The organism is Erythrobacter sp. NE805 (assembly GCF_046452355.1).
Classification (GTDB): Bacteria; Pseudomonadota; Alphaproteobacteria; order Sphingomonadales; family Sphingomonadaceae; genus Erythrobacter.
In genome coordinates this window covers 90,865-108,499 of record NZ_JBKFDI010000004.1, presented here as the reverse complement: position 1 = coordinate 108,499, position 17,635 = coordinate 90,865, and the positions used below count along the sequence as shown (strand labels likewise).

General features: G+C 70.9%; 16 protein-coding genes. 9 read left to right on the top strand and 7 right to left on the bottom strand.

Features of this window, described 5'->3' with window-relative positions:
* The first annotated feature begins 100 nt into the window (after nt 1–100).
* From ACLBKU_RS14600 to ACLBKU_RS14575, 6 genes are read left to right on the top strand one after another with little or no spacing between them, the layout of a single operon-like run.
* Nucleotides 101–1,396: an aromatic ring-hydroxylating oxygenase subunit alpha gene (locus ACLBKU_RS14600; protein WP_410180286.1), complete on the top strand. Its 1,296-nt coding sequence runs from the start codon at nt 101–103 to the stop codon at nt 1,394–1,396.
* Nucleotides 1,393–1,872, top strand: a complete 480-nt coding sequence (locus ACLBKU_RS14595; RefSeq protein WP_410180285.1) for an aromatic-ring-hydroxylating dioxygenase subunit beta — start codon at nt 1,393–1,395, stop codon at nt 1,870–1,872. The genes ACLBKU_RS14600 and ACLBKU_RS14595 overlap by 4 nt, the downstream gene beginning before the upstream one ends.
* A gap of 10 nt (nt 1,873–1,882) precedes the next feature.
* Entirely contained in the window at nt 1,883–3,085 is a 1,203-nt protein-coding gene (locus ACLBKU_RS14590; protein WP_410180284.1) for a thiolase family protein, read from the top strand.
* Nucleotides 3,079–4,587, top strand: a complete 1,509-nt coding sequence (locus tag ACLBKU_RS14585) for an AMP-binding protein (RefSeq protein ID WP_410180283.1) — start codon at nt 3,079–3,081, stop codon at nt 4,585–4,587. The genes ACLBKU_RS14590 and ACLBKU_RS14585 overlap by 7 nt, the downstream gene beginning before the upstream one ends.
* Nucleotides 4,577–5,485, top strand: coding sequence for an alpha/beta hydrolase (locus ACLBKU_RS14580; RefSeq protein WP_410180282.1), 909 nt, complete (start codon nt 4,577–4,579; stop codon nt 5,483–5,485). Before ACLBKU_RS14585 ends, ACLBKU_RS14580 begins: the two co-directional genes overlap by 11 nt.
* 17 nt (nt 5,486–5,502) lie before the next feature.
* On the top strand, nt 5,503–6,405 hold the full coding sequence (locus ACLBKU_RS14575) for a LysR family transcriptional regulator (protein WP_410180281.1): 903 nt from the start codon (nt 5,503–5,505) through the stop codon (nt 6,403–6,405).
* 107 nt (nt 6,406–6,512) lie between these two features.
* Here the strand turns inward: ACLBKU_RS14575 and ACLBKU_RS14570 are convergent, their stop codons facing one another.
* A complete protein-coding gene (locus ACLBKU_RS14570; protein WP_410180280.1) occupies nt 6,513–7,136 on the bottom strand; it encodes a flavin reductase family protein in 624 nt (207 codons plus the stop codon).
* The gene (locus ACLBKU_RS14565) at nt 7,136–8,089 is read right to left on the bottom strand and encodes a carbon-nitrogen hydrolase family protein (protein WP_410180279.1); all 954 of its coding nucleotides are present in this window, start codon (nt 8,087–8,089) and stop codon (nt 7,136–7,138) included. The genes ACLBKU_RS14570 and ACLBKU_RS14565 overlap by 1 nt, the downstream gene beginning before the upstream one ends.
* Before the next feature lie 35 nt (nt 8,090–8,124).
* Between ACLBKU_RS14565 and ACLBKU_RS14560 the strand changes: the two genes are divergently transcribed.
* Together ACLBKU_RS14560 and ACLBKU_RS14555 are read left to right on the top strand one after the other, a co-directional pair.
* Complete coding sequence (locus ACLBKU_RS14560) at nt 8,125–9,300, top strand: cupin domain-containing protein (protein WP_410180278.1); 1,176 nt, start codon at nt 8,125–8,127, stop codon at nt 9,298–9,300.
* A gap of 11 nt (nt 9,301–9,311) precedes the next feature.
* On the top strand, nt 9,312–10,223 hold the full coding sequence (locus tag ACLBKU_RS14555; protein ID WP_410180277.1) for a fumarylacetoacetate hydrolase family protein: 912 nt from the start codon (nt 9,312–9,314) through the stop codon (nt 10,221–10,223).
* On the opposite strand, the gene ACLBKU_RS14550 is transcribed toward ACLBKU_RS14555, so the two are convergent.
* The 4 genes from ACLBKU_RS14550 to ACLBKU_RS14535 all read right to left on the bottom strand — a co-directional run bounded on the left by ACLBKU_RS14550 (nt 10,197) and on the right by ACLBKU_RS14535 (nt 14,650).
* Nucleotides 10,197–10,625, bottom strand: a complete 429-nt coding sequence (locus ACLBKU_RS14550; RefSeq protein WP_410180276.1) for an acyl-CoA thioesterase — start codon at nt 10,623–10,625, stop codon at nt 10,197–10,199. The genes ACLBKU_RS14555 and ACLBKU_RS14550 overlap by 27 nt on opposite strands.
* Nucleotides 10,626–10,629: 4 nt before the next feature.
* Nucleotides 10,630–12,936 carry a bifunctional salicylyl-CoA 5-hydroxylase/oxidoreductase gene (locus ACLBKU_RS14545; RefSeq protein WP_410180275.1) on the bottom strand — a complete coding sequence of 769 codons (2,307 nt, stop codon included), beginning with the start codon at nt 12,934–12,936 and terminating at the stop codon, nt 10,630–10,632.
* Nucleotides 12,937–12,942: 6 nt separating this feature from the next.
* Nucleotides 12,943–13,599, bottom strand: coding sequence for a DsbA family protein (locus ACLBKU_RS14540; protein ID WP_410180274.1), 657 nt, complete (start codon nt 13,597–13,599; stop codon nt 12,943–12,945).
* A 130-nt stretch (nt 13,600–13,729) separates the two neighbouring features.
* Nucleotides 13,730–14,650, bottom strand: coding sequence for a formylglycine-generating enzyme family protein (locus tag ACLBKU_RS14535; RefSeq protein ID WP_410180558.1), 921 nt, complete (start codon nt 14,648–14,650; stop codon nt 13,730–13,732).
* A gap of 316 nt (nt 14,651–14,966) precedes the next feature.
* Here ACLBKU_RS14535 and ACLBKU_RS14530 point away from each other — a divergent pair, with 316 nt between their 5' ends.
* Nucleotides 14,967–16,877 carry a TonB-dependent receptor domain-containing protein gene (locus ACLBKU_RS14530; RefSeq protein WP_410180273.1) on the top strand — a complete coding sequence of 637 codons (1,911 nt, stop codon included), beginning with the start codon at nt 14,967–14,969 and terminating at the stop codon, nt 16,875–16,877.
* Here the strand turns inward: ACLBKU_RS14530 and ACLBKU_RS14525 are convergent.
* Nucleotides 16,872–17,387, bottom strand: a complete 516-nt coding sequence (locus ACLBKU_RS14525; RefSeq protein ID WP_410180272.1) for a hypothetical protein — start codon at nt 17,385–17,387, stop codon at nt 16,872–16,874. The two genes, ACLBKU_RS14530 and ACLBKU_RS14525, sit on opposite strands and share 6 nt — an antisense overlap.
* Nucleotides 17,388–17,635 lie beyond the last annotated feature (248 nt).

Genomic DNA, 17,635 nt, shown 5'->3' with positions numbered 1-17,635 from the left:
GCGATCCAGTGTGCGGATGGCGCAGCTTCATAACCAGAATTCATGAACCGGGGGCAGCGGGTGACATGAAGGCGGGGGCGGCGCGGCCTAATGTCCTCGCATGACCACCACCCTCCTCCGGCCCGGCGACCTGGTGCGCCCCGATGCCGTACACCGCTCGGTCTACACCGATCCGGCGATCTTCGACCTGGAGATGGAGCGGATCTTCGGCCGCGCCTGGCTCTACCTCGCGCATGACAGCGAGCTGCCGCAGCCGGGCGACTACGTGGTGCGGCACATGGGGACGCAGGGCGTGATCCTGACGCGGGGGAAGGACGGGGAGGTCCACGCGATCTTCAACCGCTGCTCGCATCGCGGATCGACTCTCTGCGCCTTCGAGAAGGGCAGCGCGCCCGCCGGGCACCAGTGCCCCTATCACGGCTGGCTGTTCAACGCGGACGGCACGCTCAAGGGCATCCCCCACCCCGGCGGCTACGAGGGCGCGCTCGACAAGGCCGACCTCGCCATCACCCGGGTCCGGACCGAGAGCTACCGCGGCTTCATCTTCGGCAATCTTTCCGGCGACAAGGCGGAGCCGCTCGAGGACTTCCTCGGCCACATGAAGACCTCGATCGACGACCTCGTCGACCGCTCGCCGACGGGGAGGCTGGAGGTCGGGAAATACCAGCTGCGCCACTACTACCGCGCCAACTGGAAGATGACCTTCGAGAACCTCAACGACACGATCCACCCCGGCTTCGCCCATGCGGCCTCGGTGGTCTCGGCGCGGGCGGTGGTGGCGGAAGTGGGCGCTCAGAACATCGTGCCGACCGTCGGCATGATGCTGGCGAACGGCAAGCCGATCGACTTCTTCCAGAACCTCGACATGGTGACGGCGCCCGGCGGGCACAGCTATATCGGCGGGCACATGGGGGCGGACTACACCCCCGACACCTCCGACGCCTACACCGCCGCGCTGGTCGACTATCATGGGGCGGAGCGCGCGAAGAAAGTGCTGTCCGTCGACCGCCACCTGATGCTGCTCTACCCCTCGTCCTTCTGGCACGCGCGCTACCAGACGATCCGCATCATCCGTCCGGTCCGCCACGACCTCACCGAGATGATCGGCTACACCTTTCGCCTCGTCGGCGCGCCCGAAGAGACCCACGTCAACGCGATCGAATATTGCACCGGGGCCAATTCCGCCGCCTCGCCGGTGATCGCCGACGACCTCGAGATCTACGAGCGCTGCCTCGAAGGCAACGGCTACGACGCGCGCGAGTGGGTGCCGATGGCGCGCGGCCTGCACGAGGTGCGCGAGGCGGGGAACGAAGCCACCCGCTCGCCCTCGACCTCGGAAATCTACATCCGCAACCAGTTCGCCGCGTGGTCGAAGTACATGGAGCAGCCCGCATGATCGCCGAGGTGACGGCGCTGATCGAGCGGGAAGCCGCCCTCCTCGACGACCGCCGCTACGAGCAATGGCTCGCGCTGTTCACCGAGGACTGCCTCTACTGGGCGCCGGTCTCGCCCGAGATGCTCTCCCCGCGCGAGGGCCCGAGCCACTTCCGCGACGACCGCCAGATCATGATGGTCCGCACCCACCGCTTGGCGAACCCCCGCGCCTTCGGGGCCGAGCCGTCCCCGCGCACCCTCCACGTCATCTCCTCGATCCGCATCGAGGCAGAGAGCGGGGCGGAGATCCTCGCCTCCTCGAGCCAGATCATGCTCGAATACAGGAACCGCGGCCGCTTCGAGGAGGACCAGCGCGTCTTCGGCTCGCGGGTGCGGCATCGGCTCAGGCGCACGCCCGAGGGGCTCAGGATCGCCGAGAAGCGCATCGACCTCATCAACGCCGAAGGGCCCTTCAACGCGATGGCGGCGCCGCTGTGAGAACCCGGTCATGACGATCGCTTACATCCCGTATGGCGCCTATTGGTCGACGCCCTTCGTGCGCTGGCAGGGCGCGCTCGCCGAGCTCCACAGCCTGCGCCTCGCCGCCTGGGTGGCGGAGCGCGCGCTGGCGAAGCGGGAGCTTTCGCCCGAGATCTTCGACTTCGGGGTGCTCGGCATGACCGTGCCGCAGCAGGGGTGCTTCTACGGCCTGCCCTGGGCGATGGGGGCGCTCGGGGCGGCGCAGGTCGGCGGGCCGACGGTCATGCAGGCCTGCGCCACCTCGGCGCGCTCGGTGCAGGTCGCGGCGCAGGAGGTCGCGGGTGGCCTCGCGGAGTGTGCGCTGGTGCTGACCTGCGACCGGGTCTCGAACGGCCCGCACATCTACTACCCCGCGCCCTCGGCTCCGGGGGGCACCGGCGCATCCGAGAACTGGGTGCTCGACAACTTCGCGCGCGATCCCTTCGCCGGCGTCGCGATGATCGCCACCGCCGAGAACGTGGCGAGGAAGCACGGCGTGACCCGCGAGGCGCAGGACGACCTCACCCTCGCCCGCTACGCCCAGTACGATGCCGCGCTGGCCGAGGACCGGGCGTTCCATCGCCGCTTCATGGACCTGCCCTTCGCGGTGCCCGACCCGCGCTTCGGCAAGGTCGTCGCCAGCCTTGAAGGCGACATCGGCATCCAGCCCTCGGACCCCGACAAGGTCCGCGCGTTGAAGCCCGTCGTCGAGGGCGGGAGCGTCACCTTTGCCGGGCAGACCCACCCCGCGGACGGCAATGCGGGCCTCGTCGTCACCACCCGCGAGCGCGCCCGCGAGCTCGCCCGCGCGCCCGGCATCGAGGTCGCGATCCTCGGCTTCGGCACGGCCCGCACCGCCATCGCCCACATGCCCGAGGCCCCGGTCCCCGCCAGCGCCCGCGCGCTCGCGCAGGCGGGGCTCGGCATCGGGCAAATCGACGCGGTCAAGTCGCACAACCCCTTCATCGTCAACGACCTCGTCTTCGCCAGGGAGACCGGCTTCCCGCTCGCGGCCATGAACAACTACGGCTGCTCGCTCGTCTGGGGCCACCCGCAGGGGCCGACCGGCCTGCGCGCGCTCATCGAGCTGATCGAGGAGCTCGCGATCCGCGGCGGCGGGCGCGGGCTGTTCCAGGGCTGCGCGGCGGGGGACACGGCGATGGCCGTGGTGATCGAGGTGACCGGATGCTGACCGGAGCCGACGGCACCCCGCTGTGGGTGCCCGAGACCACCCCCGACCTCCTCGACCGCGCCGCCGCGCGCTGGCCCGACGCCCTCGCGCTCGCCTGCGGGGAGGAGCGGCTCACCTACGCCGCCTATCGCGAGCGGATGCGGATCATCGCCGCGGGACTCGCCGCGCGGGGTGCGAACGGCGGGCGGGTGGCGATCGTGCTCCGAAACGGCATCGACATCGCGCTCGCGCTGTTCGGCGTGCAGGCGGCGGGGGCGGCCTCGGCTGCGCTCAATCCCGACTACACGCCGGGCGAGCTCGCGCCGATCCTCGCGCAGGTCGCCCCGCGCGTGGCGATCACCCATGCGGACCTGCGCGACACCCTCGCCCCGCTGCTCCCGCCGACCTGCGCGATCCTGACCGTCGCCGATATCGAGGCCGAAAGCCCGGGCCCTCGCCCCCTCCCCGCAATCTACCCCGCGAGCATGGCGGTCCTCCAGTTCACCGGCGGCACCACCGGCACGCCCAAGGGCGCGATGCTCAGCCACCGCGCGGTCGCCACCAACGTCGCCCAGCGCGAGGCGGTGCTGCCGACCGTGCCGGGGGAGGAGCGGATCGTCTGCATGATGCCGCTCTACCACTCCTTCGCCGCCGCGATGTGCCTGCACCTTGCGGCCTACAGCGGCGGCGCGCTGCACATCCTGCCGCGCTACCGCCCCGACTGGCTGCTCGACACCATCGCGCGCGAGCGCATCACCCGCCTCCCCGCCGGGCCGACCGTGTTCAACAGCCTGCTGGGTTTCGAGGGCCTGTCGCGCGAGAAGGTGGCGAGCCTCGTCTGCGCCTATTCGGGCTCCGCCCCCCTCCCCCACGACACGCTGGCGCGCTGGGAGGCGGCGACGGGCGTGCCGATTTACGAGGGCTACGGCCAGTCCGAGGCGGGGCCGGTGCTCACCTATCACGGCCCCGGCATGGTGCTGAAGCAGGGCTCGGTCGGACCCGCCCTGCCGCTGACCGAACTGCGCATCGACGGCGACGGCCCCTTGGGCGAGGTGCTCGCGCGCGGCCCGCAGATCATGGACGGCTACCTCGGTCGCCCCGAGGAGACCGCCGCCACCCTCAGGGACGGTTGGCTCCACACCGGCGACATCGGGCGCATCGACGAGCAGGGCTACCTCTTCATCGAGGACCGCAAGAAGGACATGGCGATCGTCGGCGGCTTCAACGTCTACCCGCGCGAGATCGACGAGGCGCTGATGGCGCACCCTGCCGTGCGCGAGGCGGGGGCGGTGGGCGTGCCCGACGCCTATCGCGGCGAGGTGATCTGGGCCTTCGTCGCCGGGGAGGATGCCAGTGAAGCCGCGCTCGCCGAGCACTGCACGCAACGGCTCGCGAAATACAAGCGCCCCGCCCGGCTGGTGGTGCTCGAGGCGCTGCCGCGCACCCCGGTCGGCAAGATCGACAAGCAGGCGCTGAAGGCGCTCGCCCGCGACATGGTGGAGCACGCCGAGAATGCCGCCTGAGCAGCTCGCCCCGATCCGCGCCGGGCTGCTCGCCCGCCGCGCCGCCCCGCCGCCGCCGATCGACGCGCGCCGCGCCGGCTTTGCGGCGCAGATGGCCGCGCTCCCGGTCGATCCCGAGGTCGTCGTCGAGCCGCTCGACCTCGGCGGCGTTCCCGCCGAACGCTCGCGTCACGGCGAGCCGAGCGGGCGGGCGCTGCTGTGGCTCCACGGCGGGGCCTTCGTGCTCGGCTCCTCGCAGAGCTACCGCCCCTTCGCCGCACGCCTCGCGCGGGCCACAGGGGCGGACGTGATCGTCGCCGACTACCGCCTCGCCCCCGAGCACCCCTTCCCCGCCGCCTTCGACGACACCCGCACCGCGATGGATGCGCTCGAGGCGGAGGGATACGCGCCCGGCAGGATCGCGATCGGCGGCGACAGCTGCGGGGCGAACCTCGCGCTCGGCGCGCTCCAAGGGCGTATGGCCCGCCGCGCCGCGCTGCCTTCCGCGCTGTGGCTGATCTCGCCCTATCTCGACCTCACCCACTCGGGCGCGAGCATCGCCGCGCGCGCCGCCGCCGACCCCTTCATCGATCCCGCAGGGATGCCCGAGACCGCGCGCACCTATCTCGGCGAGCTCGACCCCGCCGACCGCCGCGCCTCGCCGCTGTTCGGGCGCGCCGCGGGCCTGCCGCCGACGCTGATCCAGGTCGGCTCCGACGAGGTGCTGTTCGACGACGCCGCCCGGCTGCGCGACCGGATCGTCGCGGCGGGCGGCCGCGCGGTGTTCCAGGAATGGGCCGGGATGATCCACGTCTGGCCGCTCTTCGCCCATGTCGTCGACGAGGGGCAGTGGGCAATTGCGCAGGGAGCGGCCTTCCTCGGCGACGTCTGGGCCCGCGATTTGGCGCAAGCCGGATAGTGCGGTAAGCTTGGCCAATGGAGCTTCGCCAGATCAAGTACTTCCTCGAGATCGTGCGCTGCGCGAGCTTCGGGCAGGCGGCCGAGCGCCTCCACATCACCCAGCCCGCGCTCTCGAAGTCGATCCGCAACCTCGAGCAATCGCTCGGCGTGATGCTGCTCGAACGCCACCCCGGCGGCGTCGTGCCGACCGAATACGGCAAGCTGTTCCTCGATTATGCCGCGCTCATCACCGGCGAGGTCGACAGGGCGCTCGAGGAGATCCAGCAGCTCAAGGGCACCGGGCGCGGGATCGTGCGCGTCGGCGCGGGCGCGACGATGATGCAGTACCTCATCCCCCAGGCGGTGCGCGCCTTCGTCGCGGGCGACGACAAGGCGGTGGTGACCTTCCGCCAGGGCCTGCGCGACGAGCTGATCGCCTGCCTGCGGCGCGGCGAAGTCGACATCGTGGTCGGCTCGATCGGCGGCCTCGCGCACGACGACGACCTCAGGCAGGAGGTGGTGGTCCAGGACGAGATCGTGGTGGTCGCCGACAGCACGCACCCCCTCGCGGGCCGCGAGAGCGTGGGGATCGCCGACCTCGGCGCCTACAAGTGGGTGCTGCCCGACGGCACCGAGGGCGAGCGCAGCCGGCTCACCCGCGTGCTGCGCGGCGCCGGCCTGCCGCCGCCGACCTGCGTGATCTCGACCCCCTCCTCGACCTTCATGGCGGAGATGCTCCGCGAGAGCGAATTCCTGAGCTACCTGCCGCGCGCGCTGATCCAGCTCGACCGCGAATATGCGCACCTCGTGCCGCTCAGGGTCGACACGCCGATCTGGGACGCGGTGACGGTGGGGGTGACCTATCGCCGCCGGGGCGTGATGCTCGCGCCGGTGCGCAAGTTCATCAACCGGCTGATCGAGGTGGGTCAGAGCCTCTGAACCATTCCCGTTCGTCCTGAGCTTGTCGAAGGACTGCGTTTCTCTCGATGCGTCGCGTGGAGCCCAGGTGAAGGACAGCCCGTCGACAAGCTCAGGGCGAACGGAGCTCAGGCGCTGCCCGAATTCCACACCGGGCGCTCCGCCGTGAGGTCCGGGGCGATGCGGGTGTAGGTGCCGGTGCCGGTCACCCGCCCGACGAGGCCCATCGCGTAGGGGTCCGGGCGCAGGCGCTCGGCGTCGAGGAAGGCGTCGTCGATCGCCATCGCCAGCACCTCGCCGATCAGGATCACCGTGTCGGGCGGGGCGTCGACGGTCTGGTGGAGGCGGCACTCGAAGGCGGCGGGCGCGGCGGCGATGGTGGGCGGCGCGACCCGCTCGGAGGGCACCATGTCGAGGCCCGCGAGCGCCGCCTCGTCGACCTCGGACGGCGCATCGACGCAGGTCGCGTTCATCGCCGCGAGCTGGCTCTCGCCGACGAGGTGGATGACGAATTCCCGCGTTGCGAGGATGTTCGCCGCGGTGTCCTTGAGCCGCCCGCCGGGGAGCCGCATCGTGCCGAGCACCATCAGCGGGGGCGATGAACCCATCATGTTGAAGAAGCTGTAGGGCGCGAGGTTGCCCACGCCTTCCGCCGAGAGGGTCGAGACCCACGCGATCGGGCGCGGGACGATTGCCCCCGCCATCAGCTTGTAACGCTGCGCGTCGCTCAAGCGGGCCATGTCGAAGCGCATCAGTTGTCGCCCCGGAAGGCGACGGGGGGCCGCGCGCGGGTGTCGACCTCGAGCCGGAAAACGTCGGGCCGCGCATAGTGCCCGGCAACGTCGAAATCGTAGCGGGCGCGGGGGATCTCGCCGGGATCGATGTCGGCGTAGAGGATCGTCTCGCCCGCATAGTCCGGCCCGGCGAGCACCTCGCCGAGCGGCCCGACGATCATGCTCCCGCCGCGCAGGAGGATGGTGTCGGGATCGTCGCCGAGGGCGCAGTCGTAATCCCCGGGGTAGTCGCCGCGGCGGATGAACTGGCAGGCGGAGAGCACGTGGCAGCGGCCCTCCAAGGCGACGTGGCGCATCGAGGCCGCCCAGCCGTCGCGGTCGTCGGCGGTGGGCGCGCAGTAGAGCGTCACGCCTTGCGCATACATCGCCATGCGCATCATCGGCATGTAGTTCTCCCAGCAGATCACCGCCCCGACCTGCCCCAATGCGGTCTCCACCACCGGCAGGGTCGAGCCGTCGCCGAAGCCCCAGATGAGGCGCTCCGCGCCGGTCGGCATGAGCTTCCTGTGATGCGCGATGGCGCCCACCGCCCCGTCGATGATGAGCGCGGTGCAGTAGAGCGTCGATCCGGCGCGCTCGATGATGCCGATGACGACCACCATCCCCGTCGCCCCGGCCGCCTCGCGGACAGCCGCGACCTCCGGCCCGCCAAGCGTCACCGCCTGATCGAAATAGCGCGCATAGTCCGCCCTGCCCTCGGGCTTCCGCATGCCGACCGGCGTCCCGAAGCTCGCGCCCTTGGGGTAGCCGCCGATGAAGGCCTCGGGGAACACCGCCAGTCGCGCGCCGCCCGCGCCCGCCTCGGCGATCAGCGCGGCGGCCTTGGCGGCGCTCGCGGCGCTGTCGGTGGGGACGGCGCTCGCCTGGATCACGGCGGCGCGGAAGGGCTCGTTGCGAACAGTCATGGCCATGGCACCGATTAGCATGACCGCGCGGGACACGCGCAATGGCAATGTCGCCCGCGCCGATAACCGCCGCGCATGAGGTGAAGCCGATGGGGGAGCAGAGTTTCGACGCCTGGCGCGAGGATGTCGCGGGCCGTGCCAATGTCGCCGACACGCCGGAACTGGTCGCCTATTACGAGCGGCTGGCGAAGCTGGGGACGGGGGCCTTGTGGACCGTCGCCAACAGGATCGAGCCGTGGGAGCCGGTCTCGACCTCGGTGCCGATGCTGTGGCGCTACGAGGACCTGCGCGACGACGTGCTGCGCGCCCTCGACCTCGTCACCCCGGAGCAGGCGGGGCGGCGGGTGGTCTATCTCGAGAACCCGGGGCGCTCCGACGTGGTGGCGGCGGTCGGCTGGCTCTATTCGGGCCTCCAGGTGATGAAGCCCGGCGAATGCGCCTCGAGCCACCGCCATTCGGCCTCGGCATTGCGCTTCATCATGGAGGGACAGGGCGCCTTCACCAATGTCGACGGGCACAAGCTGACCTTGGGGCGCAACGATTTCGTGCTCACCCCCAACGGCACCTGGCACGAGCATGGCGTCGCCGAGGACGGCACGATCTGCATCTGGCAGGACGGGCTCGACATCCCGCTGATGAACGCGCTCGAGGCCAATTTCTACGAGGTCCACCCCGAGCTCAACCAGGCGGTGTCCTTCCCCATCGACGACACCACCGCGACCTGGGCGGGATCGGGCCTGAGGCCGCAGGGGCACGAATGGTCGAAGCGCTATTCGCCGATGCTCAAATACGAATGGGCACCGACCTACGAGGCGCTGACGAACCTCGCCAGGGTCAGCGACGGCTCGCCCTATGACGGGATCATCATGGACTACGTGAACCCGGTGACCGGCGGCCCGGTGATGCCGACCATCGGCGCGCAGATGCAGCTGCTCCGCCCCGGCGAGCACACGCGGGCGCACCGGCAGGTCGGCAGCTTCGTCTACCAGTGCGCCAAGGGCAGCGGATACTCCGTCATCGGCGGCAAGCGCTTCGACTGGCAGGAGCGCGACATCTTCGTCGTCCCCGCCTGGACGTGGCACGAGCACGCCAATGCCAGCGCCGCCGAGGACGCCTGCCTCTTCGCCTTCCACGACCTGCCGGTGATGCGCGCCCTCGGCCTCTACCGCGAGGAGGGGCTCGGCGAGAACGGCGGGCACCAGCCCGTCAGCCCATAGAAGGACTTTCCATGAAACTCGTGACCTATCGCCGCCATGTCGAGGCGGCCGCGCGGCTTGGCGCGATCCAGGACGACCGGGTGGTCGACCTCGCGAAGCTCGGCGCGGCGAGCGGCGTCGACCTGCCCTCGACCATGCTCGAATTCATCGACTTGGGGCCCGACGCCGTGGCGGTCGCCGCGCAGCTGCTGGCCGATTGCGGCGAACGCTTCCCGCTCGGCAGCGCCCTGCCGCTCGCCGACGTCAAGCTGCTCGCCCCCATCCCCCGCCCGCGCAAGAACATCTTCGGGATCGGCCTCAACTACACCGAACACGTCGCCGAGAGCGCGCAGAGCCTCGACACCTCGCCCGACCTGCCGCGCCAGCCGGTGATCTTCTCCAAGCCCCCGACGACGGTGATCGGGCCGGACGAGCCGATCCGGCACAACGGCGCAATCACGCAGCAGCTCGACTGGGAAGTTGAGCTGGCCGCGATCATCGGCACCACCGCGCGTCGCGTGGCGCGCGAGGATGCCCTCAAACACGTTTTCGGCTACAGCCTCGTCATCGACATGAGCGCGCGCGACAACCGCCGGGCGGGCCAGTGGATCTACTCCAAGGGCCAGGATTCCTACGCCCCGATGGGCCCCTGCATCGTCACCGCCGACGAGATTCCCGACCCGCAGACCCTCGACCTCGCCCTGTGGGTCAACGGGGTCGAGAAGCAGCGCAGCAACACCGCCTACATGCTCTTCAAGGTCGACGAGCTGGTCGCCGACATCAGCGCCGGCATCACGCTCGAGCCGGGCGACATCATCGCCACCGGCACCCCCGCGGGCGTCGGCGCGGGGCGGAGCCCGCAGGAATGGGTGTGGCCGGGCGACGTGATCGAAGCCGAGCTTCAGGGCATCGGGCGCCTACGCCACCCCGTCGTCAAGGTCTGAGGGGAGCGCGGCCCGGAGCGACCCGGCGATCGCCTCGGGCCAGGGGCGCGCGGCCTTCGCGTCGAGGTCCATGCACACCAGCACGCCCTGCCCCTTCAAGCGCACCATGCCCCCGCCGGTGAAGGTGAAGCGGTAGTTGCAGCTGCTCCTGCCGACCCTCAGCGGGACCAGCGCGATGTCGAGAAGGTCGCCGAGCATCGCGGGGGCGAGGAACTCGGTGTCGAGCCGCACCGTCGGCGTGCCGATCCTGTCCTCGAGGTGGAGCGCGCGGAAGTCGCGGCCGAGCACCGCGAACCAGTCCTCGACCGCGGCGTTCAGCATCTCGAAGAAGCGCGGGTAGAAGACGATCCCCGCCGCATCGACATGGGCGAAGCGCACCGTCTCGCGGTGGACGAAGCTCACCGGGTCAGGCCCGCAGCGCTTCGGCGAGCTTCGCCTCGGCGCGCGCGAGCTGCTCGTAGCCGGGGCGCACCGCGGCGGGCACGAAGGCCCGCGCCTCGGCGGCCTTGGCCGCGGCGTGGAGCGTGAACATCGGGTTGGCGAGATGCGGGCGCCCGATGCCGATGAGGTCCGCGCGGCCCGCCAGCAGGATCGCGTTCGCCTGGTCGGCATCCTCGATATTGCCCACCGCCATCACCGGAATGCCGGCCTCGTTGCGGATGCGGTCGGCGAAGGGGGTCTGGAACATCCGGCCATAAACAGGGCGCGCGAGCGGGTTGGTCTCTCCGGCCGAGACGTCGATCAGGTCCACCCCTTCGGCCTTGAGCATCCGCGCGATTGCCACCGCGTCGGCGGGCTGGATGCCCTTGTCGCCCGACCAGTCGGTCGCCGAGATGCGGACGAGCAGCGGGCGGCTCGCCGGCCACGCCGCGCGGACCGCGCGCACCACATCGAGCGGCCAGGCCATGCGCGCCGCAAGGTCGCCGCCGAGGGCATCCTTGCGGCGGTTCATGATCGGCGTGATGAAGCTCGACAGGAGGAAGCCGTGGCCCGCGTGGATCTCCAGCGCGTCGAAGCCCGCGTCATAGGCGCGGCGCGCGGCGGCGGCGAAATCGGCCTTGATCCGCGCGAGGTCCTCGCGGCTCGCTTCGGAAGGCACCAGCCCGCCCGGCTTCCACGCCCGCGCGCTCGCTGAAAGGATCGGCCAGGGCTCGGCGAGTGGCACGTCGTAGCCGCGCCCGCCCTCGGGCGCCTTGCAGGCCGCCCGCGCGCCGGCATGGCCGATCTGGGCGCAGGTCTTGCTGTCCGAGTTGGCATGGATGAAGGCGTTGATCGCGTGCCAGCGCGCCACCTGCGCGTCGTCCCACAGGCCGGGGCAGGCGATCGTGGCGCGGCCCTCGGGCGACACGGCGAGCATCTCCGAGACGATCAGCCCCGTCCCCCCGAGCGCCCGCGCGCCGTAGTGGACGAGGTGGCTCTCACCCGCGAAGCCTTCGGTGTCGGCCATGTAGGTGAGCATCGGCGCCATGACGACGCGGTTGGCGAGCTCGACGTCGCGCAGGCGATAGGGCGTGAACAGGGGCTGGCCGGTGCTTTCCCCCGCCCCTTGCGCCCCGCGAAACCAGCGCTCGGCGCCCTCCAGCCAGTCGCGGTCGCGCAGGCGCAGGTTCTCGTGGCTGATCCGCTGGCTGCGGGTGAGGAGCGCATAGGCGAATTGCGGGAGGGGAAAGCCGATATAAAGATCCACGTCCTCGAACCACTCGGTCGAGTTGCGCGCCGCGTTCTGGATGCGCAGCACGGCGGTGCGCCGCTCCTCCTCGTATTCGGCGAGCGCGGCGGCGAGCGCCTCGGGGTCCTCCAGCCCGGGCCGGTCGAGCACCTCGGCGAGCTTGATCGCGTCCTCCAATGCGAGCTTGGTGCCCGAGCCGATCGAGAAGTGCGCGGTGTGCGCCGCATCCCCCAGCAGCACGAGGTTGCCCCGCGACCAGCGCCCGCAGGAGACGCGGCGGAAATTGAGCCAGTTGGCGGAGCCCCTGAGGTGCGCCGCGTTGGAGATCAGCCGGTTGCCGCCCAGATGCCGGGCGAAAAGTGTCTCGCAGAAGGCAATCGCCTCGTCCTGCTCCATGTGCGCGAACCTGAGGCCGTCCCAGGTCTCCGGCGAGCATTCGACGATGAAGGTCGAAGTATCGGCGTTGAAGCGGTAGGCGTGGGCCCAGACCCAGCCGTGCGGCGTGGGCTCGAAGATGAAGGCGAAGGCGTCGAAGAGCTGGTGCGTGCCGAGCCACATGAACTTGTTGCGGCGCACGTCGATGTCGACCTCGAAGTGCTCGGCGAAGCGCGTGCGCACCGCGCTGTTCACCCCGTCCGAGGCGACGATCAGGTCGTAGCCGGGGTAGTCGGCGGGGTCGCTCGAACACTCGTGCTCGAAGTGCAGCTCGACCCCCAGTTCCGCCGCGCGCGCCTGAAGGATTTGCAGGAGGTGTTTCCTGCCGATGCCGATGAAGCCGTGGCCCGAGGAGGTGCTGGTTGCGCCGTCGACCGTCGTCGCGATGTCGTCCCAGTGGGCGAAGCTGTCGGCGATGGTCTTGGCGCTGACCGGATCGGTGGCGGTCAAGTTGGCGAGGGTCTGGTCGGAGAACACCACGCCCCAGCCGAAGGTGTCGCCCGCGCGGTTGCGCTCGAACACCGCGATTTCGTGCGCGGGGCCCCTGAGCTTCATGGCGATGGCGAAATAGAGCCCGGCCGGGCCGCCGCCGATGCAGGCGATGCGCATGGGTGTTCAGCCCTCCGCCGCGGCGACGCGAAGCGCCCGGTCGCGCCGCAGGGCGTCGGCGAAGGCCTCGGTCGAGGTGGTGGTGAGGATCTCGGTCCGCCCGTCGGCGAAGTGCAGGCGGAAGTGGGGCATCGAGGTGACGCCCTGCGCGCGCCATGCCTCGGTCTCGGCGAAGGGCTCGGCAAGGTCGGCATCGCTCTCGAGGTGCGCGAGCGCGGCCTCGGCGTCGAAGCCGTGCGCGGCGGCGGTGCGCGCGAGGAAGGCGAAGTCGATGATCTCGGCGCGCTCGTAGAAGCCGCGGGCGATCGCCTCGACGAGGTCGCCCGCGCTGCCCGGACGCTGCTTCTCGGCCCAGCGCACCAGCCGATGGCCGTCGAGGCTGGCGGGGCCTCGGGTGATTTTCTCGAAGGCGAAGGCGATGCCGAGCGGCGCGCCGACCGAGCGCACCCGCTCCCACATCGGCACCTGCAAGGCCTCGCCATACTTGGCGCGGAACACCTCGAGGAAATCGTGCCCCGCCCGGTCGAAGCCGGGGTTGAGCATGAACTGGTGCCAGGTGATCGTCACCCCCTCCTCGCCCTCCTGCGCGAGAGCGAGCGCGAGCTCGCGCTTGGCGATCAGGCACCAGGGGCAGAGGAAATCATAGACGGCGTCGATGTGCATGGCGGCCTGTTCCCGGACCGGGCCCTGCGCCCGGCGCGCAAGCCGTGATCGGGGTTCGGGCGCGGGCGGGCCAATCACTTCGCGGCCCGCGGCCATGACAAAGGCGCTCGGGCTGAGCCGGCGCGGCGCGCTAGGCCTCGCGGACCACGCAGCGGAAGCCGATATGGGTGGTGGACGTGTCGATCGTCTCGGGATGGCGCGCGGCCGGGCGGTAGCGCCGGCAGTAGTTGGCGGCGCACAGGTGCGAGCCGCCCTTGATGACCTTGCGCCCGATCCGCACCCCCGGGAGCGAATGATCGAGGCTGCCGCGCAGGGTGCCGCCGCGCGGGTTGGAGATCGCGCAGCACGGGCTCTTCTTCCCCGCACCCGTGACCGGCACCGCGCTCCACCAGTCACGGGTCCACTCCCAGGTGTTGCCGATCATGTCGTGGAGGCCGTAGCCGTTCGCTGGGAAGTGGCGCACCGGCGAGGTCCGCTCCCACCCGTCGGCGAGGGTGTTCTCGCCCGGGAAGGCGCCCTGCCAGTAGTTCGCGAGCATCGCCCCGCCCGGCGCCAGCTCGTCGCCCCAGGCATAATCCGCCCCCTCGAGTCCGCCGCGCGCGGCGAACTCGAACTCGGCCTCGGTCGGCAGGTCCTTGCCCGCCCACTTGGCGTAGGCGAGCGCATCGGCATAGGCGACCTGCACCACCGGGTGATCCGAGAGCCCTTCGAGGTCGCTGCCGGGGCCGAGCGGATGCCGCCAGCACGCCCCGGCGACGAAGCGCCACCACTGCGCGGCGTCATGGGTGTCGACCGGGCCTTCGGGGCGGGTGAAGACCAGCGACCCGGCGCGGTCCATGCCGGGGAGGAGGCCGGGGTAGTCCTTCGGGTCGGGCGGGATCTCGGCGAGGGTGACGTGCCCGGTCGCGGCGACAAAGGCGGCGAACTGCGCGTTGGTCACCGGGGCCGCGTCGATCCAGAAGGGATCGACCCTGACCCGGCGCAGCGGCGCCTCCTCGGGGTAGAAGCGCTCCGATCCCATCGTGAAGGTGCCGCCGGGGATGTGCACCATGCCCTCCCGGGACGGCGCGCGGGACGGGGCGCGCTTGCGGGCGGCGGCGGTGCGGCGCTGGTGCATCGGGACCCTCCTTGCCGCCCGGGACTCTGCGCGGCGGGCGCCGCCCCTTGAAGCGCGCCGCGCGGGTCAAGGCAACCATGCGTTCCTCGCGACCGGCGGCGTTGCGACCTTGCGGAAGTAGCATTTGCTATCCCGATCCTTTCCGCCTTGCCATTTCTCTTCTACCCCGGCGCGCGTGAAGCGCCATCACCACCTCCCCGACACGGCAGTCCCGGCACCCGGAACGGCAAGGACGTTCCGCCGCCGTGCCATGGTGCTCTCAGCGGCCGTCCTCGGCACCGTGCCGGACATGGGTCTCGCCCAGCAGGTCGAGGACAATGTCGTCACCAACGCGAAGGACGCCTTCGGCCAGACGGTCGGCAACGAGCGGATCGGCCTCTACACCAACGAGGACGTGCGCGGCTTCTCGCCGGTCGATGCCGGCAATGCGCGGATCGAGGGGCTCTATTTCGCGCCCGTCGACCGCCTGCCCAACCGGCTGATCCGCGGCAGCCGGGTGCGGGTCGGGATCGCGGCGCAGGGCTACCCCTTCCCTGCCCCCACCGGCATCGTCGACTTCGACCTGTCCGCCGCGGCCGCCGCAGGCCAGTTCACGATCCTCCTCGAACGCGGCCAGTTCGGATCGCTTGTCGCCAGCATCGACAGCAACGTCGAGCTGGTGGACGGCCTCAGGGCCTATGCGGGCGGCACGATCCGCCGCCAGAACCGCCACGAGGGGGGCGACTACAAGTCGTGGATCGCCTCGGGCGGGCTCGGCTGGCAGCCTTATGACGGGGCGAGCGTCGTCGCCTTCTGGGGCAAGACCCGCACCTATGACGACGAGGCCGCGCCCGCGCTCTTCCCCGGCGGAGACTACCTCCCGCCGCGCATCGAGCGCCGCGAGACGATCGGCCAGAGCTGGAGCAAGCGCGACAATTCGCAGGAGGTCTACGGCGCGCTCGCCAAGCTCCCGCTCGGCGACTGGCAGCTCGACGCCGGCCTGTTCCGCGCCGAGCGCCGGGTCGATGCCAATTACACCGACCTCTTCGCGAACCTGCGGCCCGACGGCACGGTCGCCAACCGGGTGATGGTGGTGGACGGCAACAACCGCGATCGCACGCTCTCCGGAGAGCTGCGCGTCTCGCGGGTGTTCGCCGACGGGCCGCTCGCGCACCGGCTAACCGCGAGCCTGCGCGGCCGGACCGGCGACCGGCGCTTCGGCGGGGTGCAGCGCATTTCGCTCGGCCCGAGCACTCTCGCCTTCGCCGACGAGCGTCCGCGCCCGGTGATCGCGCTCGGCGTGGACGACACCGACGAGTCCGAGCAGGGCTCGATCGGCCTCGCCTACTCGCTGACTCGCCCGGGGCGGTTCCTCGTCGACGCCGCGATCGCCGCCTCGCGCTACCGCAAGACGATCGACTTCGTGAGCGCCGGGCTCGTGACGGCGACCCGCGACACGCCGGTCACGGGGAGCCTCACCGGCACCTACACGGTGACGCCCAGCCTCTCGTTCTACGGCGGCTGGATGCGCGGCTTCGAGGAGATCGCCGCCGCGCCGCAGAATGCCGTCAACCGCGGCACGATCCCGCCCGCGATCCGCACCAGCCAGATCGATCTCGGCCTGCGCTATGCCCTCACCGGCAATCTCAGCCTTGTCGCGGGCGTGTTCCGCATCCGCAAGCCCTACTACAATCTCGACAACGACCTGCTCTACCGCGAGCTCGGTTCCTCGTCCAACAGCGGCGCGGAGGTCTCTCTCGCAGGGAGCCTGCGCCCGGGCCTGACGATGGTGCTCGGCACCGTGCTGCTCGATCCGCGGATCAGCGGCGAGCTGGTCGATGAGGGCGCGATCGGCCCGCGTCCGGTGGGCTCGATCCGGCGCCGCTCGATCGCCAATCTCGACTGGCGGCTGGACGGGGGGAGGAGCCCGCTGTCCTTCGACCTCGCCTTCGAGAGCCTGTCCGCACGGATCGGCAATCCCGCCAACAGCCTGTCGGCCCCGCCGCGCGAGACGCTCGACCTCGGGATGCGCTACCGCTTCTCGGTGGGCTCGACCCGCGCCCTGCTGCGGGTGCAACTCGCCAACGTGTTCAACGACTACGGTTGGCAGGTCGCCTCGAACGGCGCGTTCCTCTATTCGACGAGCCGACGGGTGCTCGCCGAGGTGCGGGTCGACCTATAGGATCGGCACCGGCGGCGGCTTGGCCTCGAGCGCGGGGGCGAAGGCCTCGTGGCAGGCGATGCAGCTGGCGTTGATCGCCTCGCCCGCGGCGTGGAGGCCCTTGAAGTCCTTGCGCTCGGCCGCCGCCGCGCTCGCCGCCGCGGCGGTGTCGAGGTTGCGGGCGAGGCTGTCCCAGCGCGGATCGTCGAGGCGGTAGGGCGCCTCCCTCAGGATAGCGGCGAAGTGGCGCAGCGTCAGCGCATCGCTCTCCGCGTCCTCCCACTCCTCCTCGCTGACGGGCGCGCCGGAACGGTTGCCGTTCGCGTCGTTCTCGAGCGCGGTCCAGGCCCAGAGCTGGCGGGCGTTGCGCTGGAAGACGTGGCCCATCAGCTCGGGGAGCGGCAGCGCCTCCTGCGCCTCGCCGCGGTGGCCGAGGAACAGCAGGGTCACGCCCGCCCCGACGAGCGCGGCGGCGGCGAGGGACAGGACGCGGTGCTGCACGGGGACCTCGCAATTCTCGCTCGCGGCCATCGCGCGGCCGGTCCTTGGTCCATAATCCCGTGCGGACCGGCAACTAAGCCTTCGTTCGCGCTATCGACATTCCCCTCGGTTCGAAGGGCGGGTCGTCGCAACGGACTTGCCGCGCGAAGCATTCTCTACTAGATTGGTTGAGACAGCTGCTACCCTTCGCAGGATGCTGCCCCACAGCGAAGGAGGCGCTCTCAAATGCCGGCATTGCCAAGAATTCCGCGTTCCCGCAGCACGCTCATCGCCGGCCC